This is a genomic window from Allobosea sp. MMO-172, assembly GCF_037147855.1.
Lineage (GTDB): Bacteria > Pseudomonadota > Alphaproteobacteria > Rhizobiales > Beijerinckiaceae > Allobosea.
In genome coordinates, this window is sequence record NZ_JBBCUM010000007.1 from 227676 (window position 1) to 249791 (window position 22116).

Annotated in this window: 24 protein-coding genes; 17 read left to right on the forward strand and 7 right to left on the reverse strand. The window is 66.2% G+C overall.

Annotated features, from left to right (window positions below):
• Positions 1–9: 9 nt before the first annotated feature.
• From WFK61_RS13175 to WFK61_RS13195, 5 genes are read right to left on the reverse strand one after another with little or no spacing between them, the layout of a single operon-like run.
• Positions 10–846, reverse strand: coding sequence for an ATP-binding protein (locus WFK61_RS13175; RefSeq protein WP_336812303.1), 837 nt, complete (start codon positions 844–846; stop codon positions 10–12).
• Positions 843–2999 carry a DDE-type integrase/transposase/recombinase gene (locus WFK61_RS13180; RefSeq protein WP_336812305.1) on the reverse strand — a complete coding sequence of 719 codons (2157 nt, stop codon included), beginning with the start codon at positions 2997–2999 and terminating at the stop codon, positions 843–845. The genes WFK61_RS13175 and WFK61_RS13180 overlap by 4 nt, the downstream gene beginning before the upstream one ends.
• Positions 2996–3259: a hypothetical protein gene (locus WFK61_RS13185; RefSeq protein WP_336812307.1), complete on the reverse strand. Its 264-nt coding sequence runs from the start codon at positions 3257–3259 to the stop codon at positions 2996–2998. The genes WFK61_RS13180 and WFK61_RS13185 overlap by 4 nt, the downstream gene beginning before the upstream one ends.
• Entirely contained in the window at positions 3256–4137 is an 882-nt protein-coding gene (locus tag WFK61_RS13190) for a ParB/RepB/Spo0J family partition protein (protein WP_336812309.1), read from the reverse strand. Before WFK61_RS13190 ends, WFK61_RS13185 begins: the two co-directional genes overlap by 4 nt.
• The gene (locus WFK61_RS13195; protein ID WP_336812311.1) at positions 4137–4376 is read right to left on the reverse strand and encodes a helix-turn-helix domain-containing protein; all 240 of its coding nucleotides are present in this window, start codon (positions 4374–4376) and stop codon (positions 4137–4139) included. Before WFK61_RS13195 ends, WFK61_RS13190 begins: the two co-directional genes overlap by 1 nt.
• A gap of 94 nt (positions 4377–4470) precedes the next feature.
• On the opposite strand from WFK61_RS13195, the gene WFK61_RS13200 reads away from it, so the two are divergent.
• Positions 4471–5166, forward strand: coding sequence for a S24 family peptidase (locus tag WFK61_RS13200; RefSeq protein WP_336812313.1), 696 nt, complete (start codon positions 4471–4473; stop codon positions 5164–5166).
• Between the two features lie 370 nt (positions 5167–5536).
• Here WFK61_RS13200 and WFK61_RS13205 read toward each other — a convergent pair whose 3' ends face one another.
• The gene (locus tag WFK61_RS13205; RefSeq protein ID WP_336812315.1) at positions 5537–5875 is read right to left on the reverse strand and encodes a hypothetical protein; all 339 of its coding nucleotides are present in this window, start codon (positions 5873–5875) and stop codon (positions 5537–5539) included.
• 111 nt (positions 5876–5986) lie between these two features.
• Between WFK61_RS13205 and WFK61_RS13210 the strand changes: the two genes are divergently transcribed.
• The 16 genes from WFK61_RS13210 (at position 5987) to WFK61_RS13285 (ending at position 21794) form a co-directional block, all read left to right on the forward strand.
• Complete coding sequence (locus WFK61_RS13210; RefSeq protein WP_336812317.1) at positions 5987–6130, forward strand: hypothetical protein; 144 nt, start codon at positions 5987–5989, stop codon at positions 6128–6130.
• A 2-nt stretch (positions 6131–6132) separates the two neighbouring features.
• Complete coding sequence (locus WFK61_RS13215) at positions 6133–6726, forward strand: hypothetical protein (RefSeq protein WP_336812318.1); 594 nt, start codon at positions 6133–6135, stop codon at positions 6724–6726.
• A 314-nt stretch (positions 6727–7040) separates the two neighbouring features.
• The gene (locus WFK61_RS13220) at positions 7041–7316 is read left to right on the forward strand and encodes a type 2 periplasmic-binding domain-containing protein (RefSeq protein ID WP_336812320.1); all 276 of its coding nucleotides are present in this window, start codon (positions 7041–7043) and stop codon (positions 7314–7316) included.
• Positions 7313–8767 carry an NAD(P)/FAD-dependent oxidoreductase gene (locus WFK61_RS13225; RefSeq protein ID WP_336812322.1) on the forward strand — a complete coding sequence of 485 codons (1455 nt, stop codon included), beginning with the start codon at positions 7313–7315 and terminating at the stop codon, positions 8765–8767. Before WFK61_RS13220 ends, WFK61_RS13225 begins: the two co-directional genes overlap by 4 nt.
• Complete coding sequence (locus WFK61_RS13230; protein WP_336812323.1) at positions 8767–9741, forward strand: ABC transporter permease; 975 nt, start codon at positions 8767–8769, stop codon at positions 9739–9741. The genes WFK61_RS13225 and WFK61_RS13230 overlap by 1 nt, the downstream gene beginning before the upstream one ends.
• On the forward strand, positions 9738–10640 hold the full coding sequence (locus WFK61_RS13235) for an ABC transporter permease (protein ID WP_336812325.1): 903 nt from the start codon (positions 9738–9740) through the stop codon (positions 10638–10640). The genes WFK61_RS13230 and WFK61_RS13235 overlap by 4 nt, the downstream gene beginning before the upstream one ends.
• Positions 10637–11626 (forward strand): ABC transporter ATP-binding protein, encoded by a 990-nt coding sequence (locus tag WFK61_RS13240; protein WP_336812327.1) that lies wholly within the window; start codon positions 10637–10639, stop codon positions 11624–11626. The genes WFK61_RS13235 and WFK61_RS13240 overlap by 4 nt, the downstream gene beginning before the upstream one ends.
• A complete protein-coding gene (locus WFK61_RS13245; protein WP_336812329.1) occupies positions 11623–12648 on the forward strand; it encodes an ABC transporter ATP-binding protein in 1026 nt (341 codons plus the stop codon). Before WFK61_RS13240 ends, WFK61_RS13245 begins: the two co-directional genes overlap by 4 nt.
• Positions 12645–14216, forward strand: coding sequence for an ABC transporter substrate-binding protein (locus WFK61_RS13250; RefSeq protein WP_336812331.1), 1572 nt, complete (start codon positions 12645–12647; stop codon positions 14214–14216). The genes WFK61_RS13245 and WFK61_RS13250 overlap by 4 nt, the downstream gene beginning before the upstream one ends.
• 192 nt (positions 14217–14408) lie before the next feature.
• On the forward strand, positions 14409–15689 hold the full coding sequence (locus WFK61_RS13255) for an acyl-CoA thioesterase/bile acid-CoA:amino acid N-acyltransferase family protein (RefSeq protein WP_336812333.1): 1281 nt from the start codon (positions 14409–14411) through the stop codon (positions 15687–15689).
• A gap of 298 nt (positions 15690–15987) precedes the next feature.
• Positions 15988–17025 (forward strand): ABC transporter ATP-binding protein, encoded by a 1038-nt coding sequence (locus tag WFK61_RS13260; RefSeq protein ID WP_336812335.1) that lies wholly within the window; start codon positions 15988–15990, stop codon positions 17023–17025.
• 50 nt (positions 17026–17075) lie between these two features.
• Positions 17076–18371 carry an ABC transporter substrate-binding protein gene (locus WFK61_RS13265; RefSeq protein WP_336812336.1) on the forward strand — a complete coding sequence of 432 codons (1296 nt, stop codon included), beginning with the start codon at positions 17076–17078 and terminating at the stop codon, positions 18369–18371.
• 10 nt (positions 18372–18381) lie between these two features.
• Positions 18382–19260, forward strand: a complete 879-nt coding sequence (locus WFK61_RS13270; protein ID WP_257735620.1) for a carbohydrate ABC transporter permease — start codon at positions 18382–18384, stop codon at positions 19258–19260.
• Positions 19257–20120: a carbohydrate ABC transporter permease gene (locus tag WFK61_RS13275; protein WP_336812339.1), complete on the forward strand. Its 864-nt coding sequence runs from the start codon at positions 19257–19259 to the stop codon at positions 20118–20120. The genes WFK61_RS13270 and WFK61_RS13275 overlap by 4 nt, the downstream gene beginning before the upstream one ends.
• A 10-nt stretch (positions 20121–20130) precedes the next feature.
• A complete protein-coding gene (locus WFK61_RS13280) occupies positions 20131–20973 on the forward strand; it encodes an endonuclease/exonuclease/phosphatase family protein (RefSeq protein WP_336812341.1) in 843 nt (280 codons plus the stop codon).
• On the forward strand, positions 20970–21794 hold the full coding sequence (locus WFK61_RS13285) for an inositol monophosphatase family protein (protein ID WP_336812343.1): 825 nt from the start codon (positions 20970–20972) through the stop codon (positions 21792–21794). Before WFK61_RS13280 ends, WFK61_RS13285 begins: the two co-directional genes overlap by 4 nt.
• Positions 21795–21965: 171 nt before the next feature.
• Here WFK61_RS13285 and WFK61_RS13290 read toward each other — a convergent pair.
• On the reverse strand, positions 21966–22116 hold a 151-nt coding region (locus tag WFK61_RS13290), incomplete at its 5' end, for a DNA translocase FtsK (RefSeq protein ID WP_404978714.1).

The window sequence follows — 22116 nt, forward strand, 5'->3', positions numbered from 1 at the left end:
AACTAACCATCAGGCTGCCCTCACAAGCCTGCGGATGTCTTCGTCCGACCGCGCCGACGGCGCGCGCCCGGTGTGGATGCGCCCGGCATAGTTTGCGCGGGTGAGCTTCGTCAGCCCCGCGGTCTGCGCGAACTCGCGGATATGCGAGACGGTCGTCGATATCCGCCGCGCGACTCCTCCGCTCTCGATGCGGACCATCTCAAGCAGATCGTCCTCGATCTGCAGCTGGGGCGCATAGGCCGTGGCGAGCTTACGCGTATCATCCAGATCACAGGGCTGGGCGGGAACCCAATCGAGCACGCGATCATGAACGCGCGGGGTAGGCTTCAGCTTGGAGACGAGCTCCTCTTCCCCGATCAGGATGATGGGCGTGTTGCTGTTGTCCTGCAGATCGCGAATGAGCTCGATCCAGCCCTTGTCGATGGCCTTGTCGGCCTCGTCGATCAGGAGCGGCCGATCGATATGCTCGCCGAGGCGCCAGATCGCCTGCTCGGTGAGGTCGGCGACCGTGCCTTTGATCTTCCCCACACCGAGCTCGCCCAGCAGCTTTTCGAGGAACTTCTTACGCGTCCAGCTTTCGCCGATCGTCAGGATAGGGGCTTGGCACTTGTTGTGGACGTAGATCGCCGCCTTCGTCTTTCCGAACCCCGGAGGGCCGTGAAAGACGCCGAAGCCCGGCAGATCATCGTTGCGCTGCTGCAGCCTGTTGACGAGCGTCCAGAGCGCCGTCACATTCTTCAGCGGAGCGAACCTCTGTTTCTCTTTATCAAGCATCTTGGTTCCTTCGATCTGAACTTGCTCAGGGCTCGCCGTTGCAGCGGCGGGCCCTTTGTTTCGGCGGCTCAACGCAACGCCGCCTCACCGAAATTCTTGAAATCTTCTTCGATCGTGGCGTGAGCCTGGTACTCGGCCGTCGCCCGATATCCGCCGAGCCAGACAGCGTCGGCCGTTGCCAGTTCCTCGCCGGCGGCGAGATCTGCTTCGAGGCTGCGCGCCCGGCGAAAGCGCTGATGGGGTGTCTCTTCGGCTCGCAGCGGCTGGACGTTTGGAGCCGCGAGCTCGGCCTCGATCTCGGCATGCAAGCGCTCGTCGACGCGCGGCGGCGCGAATGGCGCCCCCCGGCGGATCGCTGCGACTTCAAGGCCAGCATCGAGCGCAGGCGTGGTGTGGATCTCGCTGCGTGGCGGGAAGGCGACGAGGTTGCCGGCCTGCTGGGCCGCCATCGCGAACTGCCCTTCCAGCACCGTGCGCTCGGTGACCTCGCGCTTGGCCTGGCGGCGGATCGGAGCGGTCTCCTCCTCGATACGCCGGGCTTGCGCAGCACGCGTCGCCGCCACCAGCTCGGCCCTATCGGTGCCGGCCCGCTCGCTATTGATGGCGCGGCCGAGCAGACGGTCGGTCTCCGGGTCGAAGAGCCAAATGGTGCCGGCGTCCTGCGGATCGAGGCGGACGAAGACCTGCTCGCCGGGCAGAACGCTCGGGCAGAGATAGTGGAACTCGCCGATGCGGACGCCCCGCTTGCTGACCGTGCGCAGCCCTTCACGATCCGGCGCCTGCATCAGCAGGGTGGCGAGGGCATCGGCATCGACGGTGCGGATCGTCCGCGTCGAGGATGCGGCGCGGGCGAAGGGCGTCATCTTGCCGATGCCGCCGTGCTCGCGGTTGGCGTAGATCTCCTCCGCCCAACGATCGACCGTGGCCTGCAGTTCGCCGCTGGTCATGGTGACGTTGAAGGCCCTGCTGTCTTCCTGGCCGAGGCGCTGCGCGAAGGCTTTCCGACCCTCGATCTTCTTCCTCTGGGCGACCGAGTGGCCAACGAAGCCCGGCAACATGCGGGCGCAATCCGTCTGGAAGGTGCGGATCGCGCGCTCGACGAAGCCCTTCTGCCAGGGCGAGAAGGCGGCCGACCTGATCGCCTCCACCTGCAGCTTGGCGAAGAGGCGAACGGTGGCGCGGGCCACGAAATCCGACCCGTTATCGGTCTTCACCGCATCCGGCAGGCCCCAGGCGAGGATCGCCTTGCGCATCAGCTGCTGCACGGCCTCCGAGCGGGGCGTCTTCGAGACGTGCAGGATCAGCCGGCGCGACCAGACGTCGATGCAGACATAGATGTTGTGGCGGCCGTCGATGCAGAGCGCATCAACCGGCGAGGCGTCGATCTGCCAAAGCGCGTTGAGATGCGGCGCCATATGGGCATAGGAGCCGGAGGTCCGCATCTTGTTGCGGAAGCCATCCGGGTCCATCATTTTCAGCAGGCCGGCCGCGTATTCCTGCTTCCAGGCCTTAAAGCGGATCTCGAAGCCGCGCAGGCCGGGCAAGTCGATGCTCGCAGCCTCCAGCCGCGCTCCGAACTGATCCTTGACCGCGCCGTAGATGTGCCGGGAGGTGTAGAGCTCGTTGAACGAGTGCACCGCCAGCGCGAAATGCTTGATCTCGCCGTCAAACGCAGCATCGAGCACGCCCTGGCCGCGCCGGGCCGCGCCCTTGTCGACCGCGAGCCGCTCGGTTTCGCCCTCTCGCGATGCCGAAAGCCAGCGTAGCACTGTGCGGGTTGCAAGCCGCGGCAACAGGTGCGCCGTCCAGTCCGGAACGTCGATCTTGCCGAGGTTATAGAGATCTACGAAGTAGCTGATCGCCAGCGTCTGCTTCAGCTCCGAGGCCCGGACGAAGGCCTGCATCGCCGCGAGCACGGCCAGCCGCGCATCGAGCTGCTGCATAGCCTTGCCGGTGGTGCCGGGAGCCGGCTCGGGAGCCGCCTGGAGCTCCTCGCCGGCGGTCGGCGCCGGGGCTGCCGCGCCATAGTAGTCGTGGCGGGCCGCCACCGGCAGCAGGTTGACATGGTACTCCAGCCCGCCGCCGCGACCAGCGCGTTGACGGCACAGCGCCGTGAAGCGCGCCCAGTCCTCGCGCTCGGCCACCATTCGTACGCCGCGGTCGGTTTCGGGCATGCCGGGCAGCGCGAGATCGGCGATTTCGGAGGACGTCAGCCAGAGCTTCACGAGCGCACCCCGATGACCGCCTGGCCCTTCAGGAGATAGATTTCGTCGAGCAGCAGCCGAAGCTCATCAGGGCTCAGGCGGGCGCCGCGGCGGCGCTCGCGGCTGGCATCGAGCCGGTCGATGAGCGTGACGAGGCGGCGGCGCTCGTCCTTTCGTTCGGCAACGGCGCGGCGCTCGCGGGCACCGGCAATCGTCCAGTAATCTGCGCCATCAGCCACAAGGCGGGCGATCTCTGCGCTGATCTCGCGGACAGTGCTCATGCCGCGCCGCCCTTCGTGGCGCGGGCGGGCTTATCCGTTTTGCGGCGGCCGGCGAGCTCGGTCTTTGCCATCTCGATCAATGTTTCGAGATCCCGCGCCGACATCCGCGGCAACATCGGCTCGATCTTGGTGAGGAAGCGCTCCGGCTCGCGCACTGCGCCGCCCTCCGGCATAAAGCCGGCGACGATGCGAGCCTTGGCGATGTTGCCGGCCGCATTGGCTGCGATCAGGCCAGCGACGACCTTCTGCTGCTCCGGCTCCAGCTCCGCCAGCGCCTGCAGTTGAGCCTGATTGTCGGCAACCTTCGTGCCGCGGATCAGCGCGACGGCGTCCGGGGAGAGCTTGCCGGCAAGCTCGACGGAGCGCTGGATAGTGCGCTCTCCCAAACCGGTAGATTTCGCGGCATCCTTCGAGAACCGAGCAAAGGTCGCCAAGTTGGCGACTTTTCCCTTTTCCGTCTTCGGCTTCTTAGCCTTGCCGTGAGCGGCCTCGGGATTAAGGACCTCGTAAACCCGCTTCCGCTCCGCCAAGAAGAGCGCGCGATCGAGCGGGGTCAGCTCTTCACGAGCTAAGTTCTCGTCGACTTCGATCAGGCGCGCTTCGTCATCCGTGCACTCGATCAGAACTGCGGCGATCTGCTCCCAGCCAAGGAGCCCAGCCCCTGCACAGCGCCGGCCGCCTGCAACAAGCTTGAGGCCGTTTCCTTCCGGGTGAACCCGGACGACAATCGGTTGAATCTGGCCGCTTTCATTCAGGGAGGCAGCAGTTAGTTGCGCGTTCGCAGCCGTCACGGGACGAAGGCGATCTGTCGTATCGATCGTCGACAGGTCGACCATAATGAGCGGCGAACCGGCTGTGAGCGTGGCAAGGATGCTCATCAGGCAGCCCTCTTCAGGCCACGACGGACAAGCCGTTTGCCATCTTCTGACCAGCGATCAGGCCAGAGCTCATGCAGCGCGATGCCCGTTGCCTTGGAAATGGCTCTCTCGGCGGCGAGTTGCGGCCGGCGAAGCGCCGCGCGGAGCTGCGTGTCAGAAACGCCATAGCGCTCCGCAATCTTCGGCAAAAAGCGATACTGCGTCTTCCGAACCGCGGCGAGGATATCGGCTTGGTGCATGCGACCTCGACATTTGGCGAGTGATCCCGCCATCTGTTAACCTTCTCAGTAACGAAAGATACCGTAACTCGATTTTTAGCGATACGCAACCGCCATGGATGAACAATTAGCGGCATCTGACGCCACTTGGCCGGATGATGTCTTTTATCAGCGGTTTCGGGAGGTTCTGGACGCGCTTGGAACGCTCCAATTGGCGGCGGAGCTCGCGGGCTATTCGGCGGAGCAGGTCGCTAAATGGCGTGATCGGAAGGCTCGTCCGCCTTTCTGGCCCATCGTCCGACTCACCAAGGCAGCCAATCGATCACTCGACTGGCTGGCTGGCATCGAACAGTCGGCCGGCATTCAAGCCATGTCGGTGAGGGAAACCGGGGATGCCGATATCGCCTATATCCCGCTTCTCGATGTGGTCGCCTCGGCCGGGCCGGGCATCGAGAATCCATTTCCCGCCGCCATAGACCACTTACCTTTCCCAAGGCGCTGGCTCGCGGAGCTCGGGGTGCCTGAAAGCTTCGCGCGGCTGCTCGAGCTCGGCGGCGACAGTATGGAACCGACGATCCGCGACGGCTCGATCTGCCTGCTGGACACTCGGTTCCAGGTCCCACGAATAGAGGGCGTTTACTCCCTCATCGACGGCAAGGATGTTCGCATCAAACGGATTGGTCGCGGCTGGGAAGGGAAGATCGTGCTGATCAGCGACAATGAGCGCTATGAATCTGAGACGCTTGCGGCGCCGGAGGCTGAGGCATTGCGGATCGCGGGGAAGATCGTTTGGGCGGGAGGGAAGATATGACGTTGAGCAGCACTCTGTTTCAGGCAGCTGGAGCCGCTTTCTTAATCGGCCTGTCAGCTTCGGCTGCTCTCTCTCAGTCAGCCAGGCCGTCGCAGAGGGACGCGCTTGGCTGTGCGGATAAGGAGCTCCAGAGTCGGATAGCGAAAATTGCCAACTCCGGAGATCACGAGGCTTTCAAAAAGTTGGCCGGGGCGGCTGTTCTTGCTGGAAAATGCCGGATCGTAAGCAAGGGCACGATGCTATTCGTCGAGGATACCGCCGTTTGGTCCGGCTTTTTCTGCTATCGTCCTGCCGGTGACGTCACCTGTTTGTGGATGTCCAGCGATTTGACGAGGCCGTAAGGGCGGCTTCTCAGCCGCCCTCCGGTGTTTCAAGCAACCTTTAAATCGTGCTCGCTGAGCTCCCATCGTTCGAATTCTGCGTCACTCATGTCCTGAAGGCCGTCGATCTCTGACGGAACAGTGCCGTGGCGTGCGATGATCACCGCATCCTCGTAATCTCCGGTGGCCGGATCGCCAGTACGGCTAAAGGCGACAACGCCGGCTCGGCTCTGCTTGAAGCGCTCAAACATCCGCATGGCATGATCCCGGTCGCGGGCCGGGATCGGCTCGTCGGCGGAAATCTTGCCCCTTTTCACCGCTGTGTACGCCTGAACCACAAAATACGTGAGATGTGCGACGGTCTCCCGCGTCGGGTCTGCCTTACTCATGGCTTTCTCCTTTTGACGCCCCAGTGCCGCTGGGGCAGGCCTATGGAAGCGCGTTCTTGTTTCGTTCTCAAGGGCGTTCTATGACACCACGAGTCAGGAGCGGAGATCACGGTGAACAGCGGGGACAAGCCTGGCGGCGTCGATCGAACCCGCACCGAACATGATCTGAGGACGCGCCAGCACCAGAGGCTGGGGTTGATCCTGCTGGCGATCGTGCTGGTCGGTCTCGTCATCCGATACGCCTGGCGGGGCTGATCATGGCCAGGCGCAAGGGCGAGATCACCGACAAACGGCGCGACGTTTCGCATCCTTTCCAGGTCGAGATGGTCATACCGATGGGCGGCCTGCACGCCGGCGCCGCCATCATGTATCGCTGGGCTGCCTGGTTCGATCACGTCACCACCAGCCATGCCGGTCGCATGAACTGGTGTTTCCTCAACGCTCGCACCGCCGATGCATTCGCGATGGATTGCGGCGGCCGTCGCGTCGACAAGCCAGTCAGCCCCTACGGCATCGGCCTTGACCAGCCGAGCTGCAAGGAATTGGAGCGCCGCGCCAAAGGGTCGCTCTACGCCATAGAGATCGTGACGGGTGGCAAGTCGGTTGATACAACCCGGCTGTTCAAGGAGGCCTGGAAAATTCCATTCTCAAGCTTCAGCGATCCTGCCGATGTCGCGCGGGCGCAGGGCGCCCTCGACAAGGCTTGGGCAGAAGTCGCTTCAACCATTCCAGAGGAGCAGCACGAGCTTGAGCGCACGCGCATGGCCTACCTCGTGGCGAGCTATGCCTTGGTCGCGATCGACGAAGACGAGCTGGCCCAGCGCGCCGTGGAGCGCTTCCGGCGGGGCTGAATTCGCTTCCGAGTTCGGGAATGGGTATGAAGCCCGATGTTGTGGCGTAGAGGCTTGAAAACGCGGCCTTTTTCGAAACTCGGAAGCGCAGCGCGCACACAGGCGGTTTTGTTCCGAGTTCCGCGGCCGGCGCCGACGCGATTTCAATGGGTTAGCGGCAGGCCCGATTTCTGGCTTTCCGGCCTACTGGATTTCCGGCCACGAAATCGACGAACAATCATATGGCAATGAATGCCGCGCCGCGCCCCGCCTAAGTGCTTGCAGTGCCGCCGCTTTCCGCCTGATCCCGGATAGTCCCGGTTAATCCCGCTTCATTGCCATGTGATTGTTCGTGTCACACCATCGTCGAGCCGCTGACGCTGACCGGCAATCCGACGCCCGGCATCCGCATCCTGCCGCTGGCGACCTCGATCCCCTATTGCTTCGGCGTCGTGACCGCGCGCGGCGTCACCCTTTCCGACAGGGCCCGCGACCTGATTACCGCGCTCAGAGTCACCGCACAGAAGCGGCTCGCCGATTTCACCCTGATCCCGCCCGAAGAGCACCACGCGCTCCTCGCCTCGCTGACCAAACAGGAGACGCGGCTGTGACGACGAAACAAGCCGGGGCGCCGGAAGGGCTCGACGCGCTGAACCGCCGCGTCGCCCGCGAACTGGAATTGCTGACCTTGCCGGCCGCGCCCTGGGTCCCGGAGAAAAGCATCGGCGGCGAGCCGGTGCTCGATGTCGCAATCATCGGCGCCGGCATGGCCGGGCTCGCCGCAGCCGCCGCCTTCCGCAATATCGGCCTGCGCGCCGTCAATTTCGACCGGCGCCCACAAGGTTTCGAGGGCCCCTGGGCGACGACGGCGCGGATGGAGACGCTGCGCTCGCCCAAGACCCTGACTGGCCCGGCGCTCGGCATCCCCTCGCTGACCTTCCGCGCCTGGTTCGAGGCGCAGTTCGGCGCTGCCGACTGGGAGGCGCTCGACAAGATCCCGCGCCTGATGTGGATGGACTATCTGCGCTGGTTCCGCGAGGTTCTCGCTCTCGATGTCCGCAGCGGCCACGAGATCGCGATGATCCATCCCGGCCCCGAGCATGCGACGCTGGAGATCGACGCCGACGGCAAGCGCCGGCGCGTGCTCGCCCGCCATGTGGTGCTCGCGACCGGCCGCGACGGCCTCGGCGGCCCGGCCGTGCCGGAGATTGCGGAGAGCCTGCCCCGCGAGCGCTGGGCGCATTCCTCGGACGATAACGACTACGCCCTGCTGCGCGGCAAGCGCGTCGCGGTCATCGGTGCCGGTGCGTCGGCGATGGACAGTGCCGGCACGGCGCTCGAAGCCGGCGCGGCGAGCGTCGACCTGCTGATCCGCCGCCGCGACATCCCGCGCATCAACCGCGGCAAGGGCATGGGCCATCCCGGCTCGATCGCCGGCTATCGCCATCTGCCCGACGCCTGGAAATGGCGGATCAACAGCTATATCGCCCGCGAGCAGGTGCCACCGCCGCGCGCCAGCGTGCTGCGCGTCTCGCGTTTCCCGAACGCCTTCTTCCGGCAAGGCACCGCATTGATCTCGGCCCGAATGGAGGGCGACGAGATCGTGGTCGAGACCAGCGCCGGCGCGATGCGCTTCGACTTCATGATCTTCTCGACCGGCTTCAAGGTCGATTGGGGCAGCCGGCCCTTCCTTCGCGAGATCGCGGCCTGCGCCCGCAACTGGGTCGATCGCGGCGTGCCCCCTGACGCCGAACCCAGCCTCGGCGCCATGCCCGATCTGGGACCTGCCTTCGAGTTTCAGCCGAAACTGCCCGGCACATGCCCCGGGCTCGAACGCATCCACTGCTTCTGCTACCCGGCGATGATGTCGCATGGCACGGTTTCCGGCGACATCCCAGCGATCAGCGACGGCGCCGAGCGGCTGTCGCAGGCGATCGCGTCACGCCTCTTCCGCGAGGATATCGAGGCGCATTTCCAGCGCGGCCAAGAGTATTCGGAGCCCGAAATCTTCGGCGACGAATGGGTGCCGATCCTGCCCGAACCCGCGAAGGTGCCGGTCTGATGCTCGGGTGGCTGCTCCAGCGCGTCGCGCAGGCGCTTCTCGTGATCATCGCCATGTCGCTCGTGGTCTTCCTCGGGCTGCATGCCGTCGGCAACCCCGCCGACCTGCTGCTGGCGCCAGACGCGACCCAGATCGACCGGGCCGAGCTCGTGGCGCGGCTCGGCCTCGACCGGCCGCTCTGGGAGCAGTACCTGAACTTCGTCGGCAGCGCCCTGCAGGGCGATCTCGGCCGCAGCTTCGTCTACAACGTGCCCGCCGTGACGCTGATCCTGCAGCGCCTGCCGGCGACGCTGGAACTCGCCTTCGCGGCGATGGTCTTCGCGGTCATCATCGGCGTGCCGCTCGGGCTCTATGCCGGGCTTTATCCCGAGCGCCTGCTCTCCAAGCTGATCCAGACCGGCAGCATTCTCGGCTTCTCGCTGCCGACCTTCTGGGTGGGGCTCCTGCTGATCATGACCTTCAGCGTCTCTCTCGGCTGGCTGCCGGCGAGCGGGCGCGGCGAGACCGTGCGCGTCTTCGGCGTCGAATGGTCGTTCCTGACGCTGAACGGCTGGCGGCACCTGCTGCTGCCGGCGATCAACCTGTCGCTGTTCAAGGTCTCGCTGGTGATCCGCCTGACGCGGGCCGGCGTGCGCGAGGTGCTGCCACTCGACTATGTCCGCTTCGCACGGGCCAAGGGCCTGCGCCGCGGCCGGATCGTGATGATGCATATCCTGCGCAACATCATGATCCCGCTGGTCACCGTGCTCGGGCTCGAACTCGGCTCGACCATCGCCTTCGCCGTGGTGACCGAGAGCATCTTCGCCTGGCCGGGCTCGGGCAAGCTCATCCTCGACAGCATCAACGCGCTCGATCGCCCCGTGGTGATGGCCTATCTGCTGGTCGTGGTGACGCTCTTCGTCATCATCAACCTCATCGTCGACATTCTCTATCGCGTGCTCGATCCGCGCGTCCGCGAGGAGGCCTCGGCATGACCACGGTTCCCGCCGCCGCCTCCGCCCGTCGCCCGTCAAGCAGCGCGCTCCGCCGCTTCCTGCGCGCGCCGTCCGCCTGGATCGGGCTCGGCCTGATGACCCTGCTCGTGGTCGGCGCCGTGTTCGCGCCGCAGATCGCGCCGCAGAACCCGTTCGACCTCGCCGCCATCGACGTGCTCGACGCCCGGATGACGCCCGGCTCCGTGTCGTCGACCGGAGACATCACCTACTTGCTGGGCACGGACGGACAGGGCCGCGACCTGTTCTCGGCCATCCTCTACGGGTTGCGCACCAGCCTCACCGTCGGTGTCGGCTCGGCCGTGCTCGCCGGCGTCATCGGCATCCTGCTCGGGCTGATCGCGGCCTGGAGCGGCGGGTTGATCGACGCGCTGATCATGCGGCTCGTCGATCTCCTGATGTCGCTGCCCTCGATCCTGGTCGCGCTCCTGATGCTGGCGCTGCTCGGCAAGGGCATCGGCAATGTCGTTCTGACGCTGGTGCTGCTGGAATGGGCCTATTACGCCCGCACCGCCCGCGCCCAGGCGCTGGTCGAGCGCAAGCGTGACTATTTCGAGGCCGCGCGAGGCCTCGGCCTGCCGACCTCGCGCATCCTGCTGCGCCATGTCCTGCCGAACTGCCTGCCGCCGCTCCTGGTCATCGGCGCCTTGCAGGTCGCGCGTGCCATCACGCTGGAAGCGACGCTCTCCTTCCTCGGGCTGGGCGCGCCGGTGACGCAGCCCTCGCTCGGCCTGCTGATCGCCAACGGCTTCCAGTTCATGCTCTCCGGCGAATACTGGATCAGCTTCTTCCCGGGCCTGACGCTGCTGACGGCCATCGTCGCGATCAACCTCGTCGGCGACCGCCTGCGCGAAGTGCTCGATCCGAGGGCGCTGAAATGACCGCGCCGCTGCTCGAACTCCGCAACCTGCGCACTCGCTTCCGCACCGATCGCGGCGATCTCGACGCGGTGCGCGACGTCTCCTTCAGTTTGCGGGCCGGCGAGACGCTCGGCCTCGTCGGCGAGAGCGGCTCGGGCAAGTCGGTCACCGGCTTCTCGATCATGGGGCTGATCGACCCGCCCGGCCAGATCGTCGGCGGCGAGATCCTGTTCCGGGGTCAGGACCTGACGAAGCTCGGCGAAGAGGCGATGCGCTCCTTGCGCGGCAACCGCATCGCCATGGTCTTCCAGGACCCGATGATGACGCTGAACCCGGTGCTCCGGATCAGCACGCAGATGATCGAGACGATCCGGGCGCATGAATCGATCGACGACGCTTCGGCTCGGACCCGCGCCCGCGACCTGCTCGGCACCATGGGCATTCCGAGCCCAGAGGCGCGGCTCGACGCCTATCCGCATCAGCTCTCGGGTGGCATGCGCCAGCGCGTCGCCATCGCGATCGCGCTGATCAACAAGCCCGACCTGATCATCGCCGACGAGCCGACCACCGCGCTCGACGTATCCATCCAGGCGCAGATCCTGGCCGAGGTGCAGCAATTGACCCGCGAGAGCGGCACCGCCCTGCTCTGGATCACGCATGACCTCTCGGTAATCGCCGGCATCGCCGACGAGATCGCGGTGATGTATGCCGGCCGCATCGTCGAGCAGGGCAGCGTCGACGCCGTGCTCGACCAGCCCAGCCATCCCTATACGGCCGGGTTGATCGGCAGCCTGCCGGGCGCCAGCGCGCCGGGCTCGATGCTGGTGCAGATCCCCGGCACGACGCCGGACATGGTCGATCCGCCACAAGGCTGCGCCTTCGGGCCGCGGTGCGCCCGCCGCGACGACGCCTGTGAGCGCCAGCCGGCCTTCACGGTGAGCGCGCACCGCCTGCGCTGCTTCCATCCGCTATCCGGCCCCGCCTCCGCCGCCGAGGTGCCGGCATGACCGTGACCACCATTTCTTCCGTACCCGCGCTGGAGACGCGCAAGCTGACCCGGCATTTCGGCCGCCCGGACGGACTTGCGGTCAAATTGCATCTGGCGAAGCGGCAACCGATCATCCGGGCGCTCGACGGCATCGACCTGACCATCCCGGCTGGCGAGTTCGTCGGGCTCGTCGGCGAATCCGGGTCGGGCAAGTCGACGCTCGGGCGCATCGCCGCTGGCCTCCTGCCGCCGAGCACCGGCGAGGTCGCGGTCTTCGGGCGCTCGCCGGAGGGCGACCGCTCGGTCCATCGCGACGTGCAACTGATCTTCCAGGACCCGCAGGCGAGCCTCAATCCGCGCATGCGGGTGGCCGAGGCGATCGGCGAGGCACCGCTCGTTCACGGCATCGCCTCGCGTTCCGAGATCGACGACTATGTCTGCGCGCAGATGCGCCGGGCCGGGCTTGACCCCGCCTATCGCCAGCGTTTCCCGCACCAGTTCTCCGGTGGCCAGCGCCAGCGCATCTCGATCGCGCGGGCGCTCGCCCTGCAGCCGCGCTTCCTGGTCTGCGACGAATCCGTCGCCTCGCTCGATGTCTCGATCCAGGCGCAGATCCTCAACCTGTTCATGCAGCTCCGGCGCGAGCTGGACCTGACCTATCTCTTCATCAGCCACGACCTGCGCGTCGTCCAGCACATCGCCGACCGCGTCGTGATCATGTATCTCGGCCGCATCGTCGAGGATGCGCCGGCGGCCCGGTTCTTCGCCCATCCGAACCACCCCTATACGCAGGGGTTGCTCGCGGAGATTCCCGATCTGAAACAGCGGCGACGGGTCTATGCGCCGGTGAAGGGCGAGATCCCGAGCCCGGCCGCGCCGCCGCCCGGCTGCCATTTCCACCCGCGCTGCCCGGCCGCCTTCGATCGCTGCCGCACCGAGCGCCCCGCCCTGCGCGAAATCGTGCCGGGGCACCGTTCTGCCTGCCACCTCAACGACGTCGCAGCGGCCCCGGCCTGCGCGCAAACAGGAGAGATCGCATGACGACCAAACTGAGCACCTTCGCCCTCTCGGCGGCGCTGATCGTCGCTGCAGGAACCGCCCATGCGCAAGACCTGCGCATCGGCTTCGCCGATCCGGTCTCGGCGATCGACCCGCAGCTCAACAACCATGCCGGCGACCATTCGGTCTCGCAGCATTTCTGGTCGCGTCTCGTCGCGCAGAAGACCGAGGGCGGCGTGGTGCCCGACATCGCCGCCTCCTGGAAGAACCTCGCCCCCAATACCTGGGAATTCAAGCTGCGCGAGAACGCGGTCTGGAGCGACGGCAAGCCGGTCACGGCTGAGGATGTCGCCTTCTCCTACGAGCGCGCCCAGAACGTGCCTGGCACGGTCGCGAGCTACAAGGGCTTCCTGCGCAATGTCGCCAAGGTCGAGATCAAGGACCCGCATACGCTGGTGATCACCAGCCATGCGCCCGATCCGCTGCTGCCGATCAACATCTCCAGCATCTACATCGTCAGCAAGCATGTCGGCCAGGGCGCGACGACCGACGACTACAACAGCGGCAAGGCGATGGTCACCGAAGGCCCCTATGGCTTCGTCAGCTATACGCCGGGCGACCGCATCGAGATGAAGCGCAACGAGCGCTTCTGGGGCCCGAAGCCCGAATGGGAAAAGGTCAACTACCGCTATATCGCCAACCCGGCGGCGCGCACGGCCGCCCTGCTCTCGGGCGATGTCGACGTCATCGACAAGGTCTCCTTCTCCGATATCGAGAAGCTGGAGAAGAACCCCAAGGTCAAGGTCTGGTCCTATCCGGGCCTGCGCGCGCTGATCATGCAGCCGAGCTTCAACCCGAACCCGTCGAAATTCCTCACCGACAAGGCCGGCAAGCCGCTCGACAAGAACCCGCTGCTCGATGTCCGCGTCCGCAAGGCGCTCAACATGGCGATCAACCGCGAGGCGATCGCCGACCGCGTCGCGCGCGGCGGCGTGACGGTTGCGACGCAGTGGATGCCCGCCGGCAGCTTCGGCTACGATCCCGATCGCTCCAAGATCGACGTCGATCCCAACAAGGCCAAGGCATTGCTGGCCGAGGCCGGCTATCCCAACGGCTTCAAGCTGACCATGCATGTGCCCGGCGAGCGCTATCCGCTGGCGCCGGAGACCGCGCAGGCCATCGCCCAGTTCTGGACCCGCATCGGCGTCGAGACGCAGGTCGAGGTCGTGCCCTTCTCGGTCTATTCCGGCGCGGCCAACAAGAACGAATACGCGATGAGCATGATCGGCTGGGGCAACGGCACTGGCGAGGGCACCTATGCGATGCTGGCGATCCTCGCGACCGTCGATCCCGCCAAGGGCCTCGGCGCCTCGAACTGGGGCCGCTACAGCAATCCGAAGCTGGACGAGGCGCTCGCCAAGGCCAGTGCCGAATTCGACGACGCCAAGCGCGAGGCGATCATCAAGGACGCCGTCAAGGTCGTGATGGACGATGTCGGGATCATGCCGCTCTACCATTACAAGAACATCTGGGCGAGCCGGCCGGACCTGAAGGTCGTGCCCTGGCATAGCGACCGCACCGTCGCGATGCAGGTCAGCAAGGTCAAGTAATTCCCGAGCCTGACCTACAAAGTCAGCCTGCCGAACCACGCCGTCATCCCGGACAAGCTGCGCAGCAGCGCCGATCCGGGATCCATCGTAGAGCGCTGCAGCCCTTCGATGGATCCCGGGTCAAGCCCGGGATGACGGCGTGTTTCCGAGAAAACCTCGAACGATCCGAACGCAACGGAAACGCAAACAGCCATGCCCGCCGCCTTCGCGATCAGCCCCGCCATCGACCTGATCGACGTGCCCCGCCGGATCGCGCTTTCCGGCTTGCCGGCGGGCGCGGAGGTGACCATCGCCGCGGAGACCCTGCGTGACGGTCATATCTGGCGGGCGCAGACGGTGTTCGCGGCCGGTGTCGATGGCAGCATCGACCTCGAACGCGACGCGCCCTTGCGCGGCGACTACGCGGGCGTCGCAGCGATGGGGCTGGTCTGGGCGCAGACCGGTGAAGGCGAACTGTTCCCCGCCAACCTGTCCCGCCCGCTCGAAACCACGCTCACCGCCGCAAGAGGCGGTGAGACCGTCGCAACCGGGCGCTTCAGCCAGACGCTGATGGCGGACGGCGTGACGCGGCACCCGCTCGCCGAGAATGGGCTGGTCGGGACGCTGTTCCTGCCGGCCGGCACTGGCCCGCACCCGGCGATCATGATCCTCAACGGCTCAGGCGGCGGCATCAACGAGCCGCGCGCCGCGCTCTGGGCCTCGCGCGGCGTGGCCGCACTGGCGCTCGGCTATTTCGGCGCGCCCGGCCTGCCGAAATACATCTCGAACACGCCGCTGGAGTATTTCGCCCGGGGGCTCGACTGGCTGCGCGCCCGCGTGCAACCGCTCAACGGCTTCGTCGCCGTCGCCGGGCAATCCCGCGGCGGCGAGCTCGCGCTCCTGCTCGGCGCCACCTTCCCCGACAAGGTCTCGGCGGTGCTGGGTTATGTCCCGAGTGCCTTCGTGCATGGCGGACAGGCTGCGGCCGACCCGGCCTTCGGCCGCGACGGTCCCGGCTGGACGCTGGACGGCCAGCCGCTCGTCCATCAATGGCAGGACAACGCCACGGCGAGCTGGAAGCCCTATGACGAAGCAACGCAGACGCGCCGCAATGCCGATGCGATGCGGACCGCGCTCGGCGACCCGGTCGCCATGGGCCGCGCCCGCATTCCTGTGGAACGGATCGCCGGGCCGGTGCTGCTGCTCTCCGGCGGCGATGACGGCGCCTGGCCCTCCGACCGCTACTCGCTGATCGTGCAGTCGAGCCTGCTCGCGGCCGGCCATCCGCACGAGGTTCTCTGGAAGAACTGGCCCGCGGCCGGCCATTCCATCCTGTTTCCCCATACGCCGGCGACCCGCATCGCCCATCGCCACCCGGTCAGCGGCATCGCCACGACGATGGGCGGCACGCCGGCCGCCAATGCCGAGGCCAATGCCGGCGCCTGGGAGACGGCCCTCGCCTTCGTCCGGCGCCATGGCGGGCAGGTCGGCTGACCTACTGGAACCCAAGACGTCATCCCGGGCTTGCCCCGGGATCCATCGTAAGGTTCCGGAGCTCTATGATGGATCCCGGATCGGCGCCGCTACCGCGGCTTGTCCGGGATGACGGCGTGGGTCCGTCGTAAACCGATAAGCTCCAAAGCATCGAAGCGCATTCGAAGCCCCTACACCTCAGGCAGGCCGCAGCCTCTTGTGCGCAAAAGAATTTTCGCGTCATGGTCGCGCTGACTTCACGCTGGTGACACGCTATTGCTGTGCCGGCTCAACATGACCTCGGCTCACCGGATCGCGAATGGTTTCTGTAGCGCTGAAGACGGTTTCGAAGACCTGGGGCGGCACCGCTGCCGTCGATGCCATCAGCTTCACCGTCGAGGGCGGCAATCTGGTCGCGTTGCTCGGCCCGTCCGGCTGCGGCAAATCGACCACGCTGCGGCTGATCGCTGGCCTCGAGGATACCAGCAGCGGCACGATCGAGATCGGCGGGCGCGACGTCACCCATGCCTCGCCCTCGCAGCGTGGCATCGCCATGGTCTTCCAGAGCTACGCGCTGTTCCCGCATCTGAGCGTCGCCGAGAACATCCTGTTCGGCCTCAAGGTCCGCAAGGTCTCGCGCGCCGAGCGCGACGAGCGTCTCGCCCGCGCCGCCTCGATCCTCGGCCTCTCCGCCCTGCTGGAGCGCAAGCCCTCGCAGCTCTCCGGCGGCCAGCAGCAGCGCGTCGCGCTCGGCCGCGCCATCGTCGCCGAGGCGCCGGTCTGCCTGATGGACGAGCCGCTTTCCAATCTCGACGCCCAGTTGCGCGTCGAGATGCGCCGCGAAATCCGCGAATTGCAGCAGCGGCTCGGCATGACCATGGTCTATGTCACGCATGATCAGGTCGAGGCCATGACCATGGCCGATCAGGTCGTGCTGATGCGCAACGGCCGGATCGAGCAGGATGCCCCGCCGGACGTGCTCTACGAGACCCCCGCGACGATCTTCGCGGCCAGATTCGTCGGCACGCCGCCGATGAACGTGCTGCCGCTTGCGACCGTGCAGGCGCGCGGCGGCGCGATCACGGCTCCCGACGGCCTCGATCCCGCCAGCCTTGCGGTCGGCATCCGCCCCGAGATGGTCGAGATCACCGGCAGCGGCATCGCTGCCGATGTCGTCGCAGTCGAGTATCTCGGCTCCGACACGCTGCTGGAAACCCGCATCGACGGCCATTCCTTCATCGTCAAGCGGCCCGGCAAAGTGCGGGCCACAGCCGGCGAACAGATCTACATCACGTTGTCACAATCGGCGCTGCACTGGTTCGACCAGGCGTCTGAACGAAAGGTGGTTCGCAACTGAACCGGCCGGAGCGTCGGACGTGCGGACCATCCCAACAAGGGAGAGAGGACATGATGGACAGGCGTGAATTCCTTGGCGGCACGGCCGCCCTTGCGAGCGCGACCGCGCTACCCGGCATCGCCCGCGCGCAGAGCACCACCGAGCTCTCGTTCTTCTACCCCGTAGCCGTCGGCGGGCCGATCACCAAGCTGATCGACGCCTATGCCGCCGGCTTCGAGAAGGAGAACCCCTCGATCAAGCTGAAGCCGATCTATGCCGGCACCTATCAGGAGACCATCGTCAAGGCGCTGACCGCGCATAAGAGCGGCACTCCGCCGGTGCTTTCGGTGCTGCTCTCGACCGACATGTTCACGCTGATCGACGAAGAGGCGATCGTGCCCTTCGACGATTTCATCAAGACCGACGAGGACAAGAAGTGGCTTTCGAGCTTCTTCCCCGGCTTCATGGAGAACAGCCAGACCGGTGGCAAAACCTGGGGCATCCCCTTCCAGCGCTCCACCGTGGTGCTCTACTGGAACAAGGAGCTGTTCAAGGAAGCCGGCCTCGATCCCGAGCGGCCGCCGAAGACCTGGGCCGAGCAGCTCGAATTCGCGCAGAAGCTGACCAAGCGCGACGCCGCCGGCAATGTCACGCAATGGGGCATCCAGATCCCCTCCTCCGGCTTCCCCTATTGGCTGTTCCAGGGGCTCTCGACGCAGGCCGGCGCGATCCTCGCCAACCCGGCTGGCGACAAGACCGATTACGCCAATCCGGGCGTGGTCGAGGCGCTGCAGTACTGGGTCGATCTCGCGCAGAAGCATAAGGTCCACCCGCCCGGCATCGTCGAATGGGGCACCACGCCGCGTGACTTCTTCGAGCGGAAGGTCGCGATGATGTGGACCACCACCGGCAACCTGACCAATGTCCGCGCCAACGCCAAGTTCCCCTTCGGCGTCGCGGTGCTGCCGGCCGGCAAGAAGCCGGGCAGCCCGACCGGCGGCGGCAATTTTTATCTCTCGAAGAAGGCGACCAAGGCCGAGCAGGAAGCCGCCTTCAAGTTCGTGCGCTGGATCACCACGCCAGAGCGCGCGGCGCAGTGGAGCGCCGATACCGGCTACGTCGCGGTGACGCCGGCCTCCTACGAGACCGAGGCGATGAAGAAATACGTCGCCGACTTCCCGCAGGCGCTGGTCGCGCGCGACCAGCTGCCGAGCGCGGTCGCGGAGCTCTCGACCCATGAGAACCAGCGCGTGACCAAGGCGCTGAACGACGGGTTGCAAGCGGCGCTGACCGGCACCAAGACGCCGCAGAAGGCGATGGAGGACGCGCAGGCCGAGGCCGAGCGCATCCTCAAGGCCTATCGCTGATCCCGCCCAGATGACGAACCGCGCGACCGCGACGATCCATGGCTGGCTGCTTCTGCTGCCGGCCATGGCTTGCCTGGCCCTGTTCACACACTGGCCCGCAGTCGCGAGCTTCATCGAGAGCTTCTACTCGACCCCGAAGGCGCGCCGCCCGGCGCGCTTCATCGGGCTCGAGAACTACCAGCAGATGCTTGCCGATCCGATCTTCTGGAAGGCGATGAGCAACAATCTCTGGTTCGCGCTCGGCACGATCCCGACCTCGATCGCGCTGGCGCTGCTGATGGCGGTCTGGGTCAACGACAAGATCGCGGGCCGCACGCTCGTGCGCATGGCCTTCTTCACCCCGACGATCCTGCCGATGATCGCGGTCGCCAACATCTGGCTGTTCTTCTACACGCCGCAATACGGGCTGCTGGAGCAGATCACCGGCCTGTTCGGTGCGCGCTCGACCAACTGGCTCGGCTCGCAGGACACCGCGCTCTACGCCATCACCATCGTCGCGATCTGGAAGGAAGCCGGCTTCTTCATGATCTTCTATCTCGCGGCGCTGCAGGCGATCCCGCCCAGCCTTGGCGAGGCGGCGGCGATCGAGGGCGCCTCGCGCTGGACCTTCTTCCGGCGCATCCAGTTCCCGCTGCTGATGCCGACGACGCTGTTCGTGCTGATCAATGCGGTGATCAACGCCTTCCGCATGGTCGACCATGTCTTCGTGATGACGCGCGGCGGCCCGGACAACGCGACGACGCTCTTGCTGTTCTACATCTATCAGGTCGGGTTCGGCTTCTGGGACACTGCCTATGCGGCGACGCTGACCTGCGTGCTGCTGGCGCTGCTCGCGCTCGTCGCCTTCGTCCAGTACGGCTGGCTCGAACGCAGGACGCATTACCAATGAGCGCCGCGCCCCACCCCGCACCGTCGACAACGCGCACCGATCCTTACGCACCGAAGGGCCTCGCTCTGACGCTGGAATCGACCGGGGCGATCCTGCTCGCCCTGCTCTGGGTCCTGCCGCTCGCCTATGCCGTCTGGGCGGCTTTCCATCCGGCCGAATACACCACGCGCTTCGTGCTGACCGCGCCGCTGACGCTCGACAATTTCACCCGCGCCTGGGCCGCAGCGCCCTTCGCCCGCTATTTCCTCAATACCTTCATTCTGGTCACGCTGATCCTGGCCTTCCAGATCGTGCTGGGCACGCTCGCGGCCTATGCGCTGGCCCGGCAGGATTTCTGGGGCCGCGACGTCGCCTTCGTGCTCATCCTGGCGCAGCTCATGATCATGCCGGACGCGCTGATCGTCGAGAACTACCGCACGCTCGCCAAGGTCAACCTGATCGACACGATCCCGGCGATCGCCCTGCCCTATATCGCCTCGGCCTTCGGCATCTTCCTACTGCGGCAGACGTTCAAGACCGTACCGAAGGAACTGGACGATGCTGCCCGCGTCGAGGGCGCGAGCCCGCTGCAGGTGCTGATGCGGGTCTATGTGCCGCTGGCGAAGCCGACCTATATCGCCTACGGCCTCGTCTCGGTCAGCTACCACTGGAACAACTTCCTCTGGCCGCTGCTCGTCACCAACTCGGTCGAGTCGCGGCCGCTGACCGTCGGCCTGCAGGTCTTCTCGTCCGCCGATCAGGGCATCGACTGGGCGGTGATCTGCGCGGCGACCTTGATGACCTCGGCGCCTCTGCTCGTCGGCTTCCTGCTGTTCCAGCGCCAGTTCGTGCAGAGCTTCATGCGCGCGGGCATCAAGTAACGGCGTTCCGATGAAACTGATCACCTGGAACATCCAGTGGGCCCGCGGCGTCGATAACAAGGTCGATCCGCGCCGCATCATCCATCACGCCCGGCAGATGGCGGATTTCGATGTGCTCTGCCTGCAGGAGGTCGCGGCGAATTTCCCCGATCTCGACGGCAATGACCGCACCGACCAGTTCGCTCTGTTCAGCGAACTCCTGCCCGGCTTCACTGCGATCGAAGCGATCGGCGTCGACATTTCCGACGGCGCCGGCGGCCGCAAGCGCTTCGGCAACCTCGTGCTCTCGCGATTGCCGGTGGCGCAGGCGCTACGCCATGTCCTGCCCTGGGAAGCGGCCGCGACGCGCAACATGCCGCGCGTGCTGGTCGAGGCGATGGTCGAGACGCCCTTCGGCCCGATCCGGGTGATGACGACCCATCTGGAATATTCCTCGCCGAGCTTACGCGCCGCGCAGGTCGAGGGCATCCGGCAGATCCACCGCCTGGCAGCCGCGCGGCAGGCGACGCCGCGCCTGCCCGGCCCGCACACCTATACGCCGACGCCGAACGCGACGAGCGCGATCCTGACCGGCGATTTCAACATGCGTCCGGACGATGCCGGGCTGGCGCAATTGCTCGCACCGTTCGAGGGCGACGTGCCGCCGCTGCTCGATCTCTGGCCGGTGTTGAAGGTCACCGAGCCGCATCCGCCCTCCGCCTTCATCTGCGACCAGACCTATGGCCCGCCCGGCTGTCTCGACTTCGTGCTGGCGACGCCGGACCTTGCAGAGCGGGCGCGCTCCATCACCTACGACATCGAGACGCGAGCCTCGGACCACCAGCCGATCTTGGTCGCGTTCGACCTCGGATGATCTTCACCCGGCAGGACCATGAGCGGCTCGACGCCATCCTGCGTGAAGCGGCGCGACGCGAGGTGATGCCGCGTTTCCGGCGCCTGGCCGCCAACGATATCCGCGCCAAGCAGAACCCGGTCGATGTCGTCACCGAAGCCGACGAGGCCGCCGAGCGCTTCATCTGCGCCGAGCTGGCCAGGGCGTTTCCGGGCGCGGCACTGGTCGGCGAAGAGGCGGTGACGCAAGACCCCTCGCTGCTCGGAAAGCTTGCGCAAGCCGAACTCGCCTTCGTCATCGACCCGATCGACGGCACGCTGAACTACGCCAGCGACCTCTCGCTCTTCGCGGTGATGGCCGCGGTCATCGTCCGGGGCGAGATCGCCGCCGCCGTGATCCATGATCCGACGGCCGATGACAGCGCCATGGCCCTGCGCGGCGAAGGCGCGTGGATGAGTTCTGCTGATGGGACGAGTCGAGACCTGCGCGTCGCGCCGGCCGTCGCGACGCGGCAGATGAACGGCATGGCGAGCTGGCAGTATTTCCCGGAGCCGTTGCGCAGCACGCTTCCCGGTCGCTTTCCGGCCTTCCTCGAAGTCGGCTCGCTACGCTGCTGCGGGCAGGAATATCGGCTCGCCGCAGCGGGGCGCCTGCAATTCCTGCTCTATGGCGTCCTCAACCCCTGGGACCATGCGCCCGGCGTTCTGCTCTACAGCGAAGCTGGCGGCCATGCGCGCCTGCTCGACGGCCGCCCCTATTCGCCAACCGGGCGCCCGGCCGGCCTGCTCTGCGCGCCCGACGAAGCGAGCTGGCAGGAAATCAGGTCGCTCCTGCTGGACTGAATGGCTCAGTCGGTATTCTCTGCCCCTGCCCTACCCTCGACGTCATCCCGGACAAGCCGCGCAGCGGCGCCGATCCGGGATCCATGCCGGAACGCTTCCGGCAGATGTTCAGGCATGGATCCCGGGTCTGCGCTTCGCTTCGCCCGGGATGACAGCCCTTTTCTGGGGCACTCAGTCCTCGTCGTCGCGCTGACGCGGACCTTCCCCAAGAATCTCGCGTTTTCCGGCGTGGTTTGCGGGACCGACGATGCCCTCGTTCTCCATGCGCTCCATGATGGACGCGGCGCGGTTGTAGCCGATCTGGAGGCGGCGCTGGATGTAG

Bases quoted from the DNA above. Each gene is read 5' to 3' on its own strand.
- WFK61_RS13185 (WP_336812307.1), bottom strand. From the start codon at position 3,259: ATGAGCACTGTCCGCGAGATCAGCGCAGAGATCGCCCGCCTTGTGGCT.
- WFK61_RS13245 (WP_336812329.1), top strand. From the start codon at position 11,623: ATGACCGTGACCACCATTTCTTCCGTACCCGCGCTGGAGACGCGCAAG.
- WFK61_RS13190 (WP_336812309.1), bottom strand. From the start codon at position 4,137: ATGAGCATCCTTGCCACGCTCACAGCCGGTTCGCCGCTCATTATGGTC.
- WFK61_RS13255 (WP_336812333.1), top strand. From the start codon at position 14,409: ATGCCCGCCGCCTTCGCGATCAGCCCCGCCATCGACCTGATCGACGTG.
- WFK61_RS13275 (WP_336812339.1), top strand. From the start codon at position 19,257: ATGAGCGCCGCGCCCCACCCCGCACCGTCGACAACGCGCACCGATCCT.
- WFK61_RS13200 (WP_336812313.1), top strand. From the start codon at position 4,471: ATGGATGAACAATTAGCGGCATCTGACGCCACTTGGCCGGATGATGTC.
- WFK61_RS13195 (WP_336812311.1), bottom strand. From the start codon at position 4,376: ATGCACCAAGCCGATATCCTCGCCGCGGTTCGGAAGACGCAGTATCGC.
- WFK61_RS13235 (WP_336812325.1), top strand. From the start codon at position 9,738: ATGACCACGGTTCCCGCCGCCGCCTCCGCCCGTCGCCCGTCAAGCAGC.
- WFK61_RS13205 (WP_336812315.1), bottom strand. From the start codon at position 5,875: ATGAGTAAGGCAGACCCGACGCGGGAGACCGTCGCACATCTCACGTAT.
- WFK61_RS13215 (WP_336812318.1), top strand. From the start codon at position 6,133: ATGGCCAGGCGCAAGGGCGAGATCACCGACAAACGGCGCGACGTTTCG.
- WFK61_RS13260 (WP_336812335.1), top strand. From the start codon at position 15,988: ATGGTTTCTGTAGCGCTGAAGACGGTTTCGAAGACCTGGGGCGGCACC.
- WFK61_RS13285 (WP_336812343.1), top strand. From the start codon at position 20,970: ATGATCTTCACCCGGCAGGACCATGAGCGGCTCGACGCCATCCTGCGT.
- WFK61_RS13230 (WP_336812323.1), top strand. From the start codon at position 8,767: ATGCTCGGGTGGCTGCTCCAGCGCGTCGCGCAGGCGCTTCTCGTGATC.
- WFK61_RS13270 (WP_257735620.1), top strand. From the start codon at position 18,382: ATGACGAACCGCGCGACCGCGACGATCCATGGCTGGCTGCTTCTGCTG.
- WFK61_RS13240 (WP_336812327.1), top strand. From the start codon at position 10,637: ATGACCGCGCCGCTGCTCGAACTCCGCAACCTGCGCACTCGCTTCCGC.
- WFK61_RS13250 (WP_336812331.1), top strand. From the start codon at position 12,645: ATGACGACCAAACTGAGCACCTTCGCCCTCTCGGCGGCGCTGATCGTC.
- WFK61_RS13280 (WP_336812341.1), top strand. From the start codon at position 20,131: ATGAAACTGATCACCTGGAACATCCAGTGGGCCCGCGGCGTCGATAAC.
- WFK61_RS13265 (WP_336812336.1), top strand. From the start codon at position 17,076: ATGATGGACAGGCGTGAATTCCTTGGCGGCACGGCCGCCCTTGCGAGC.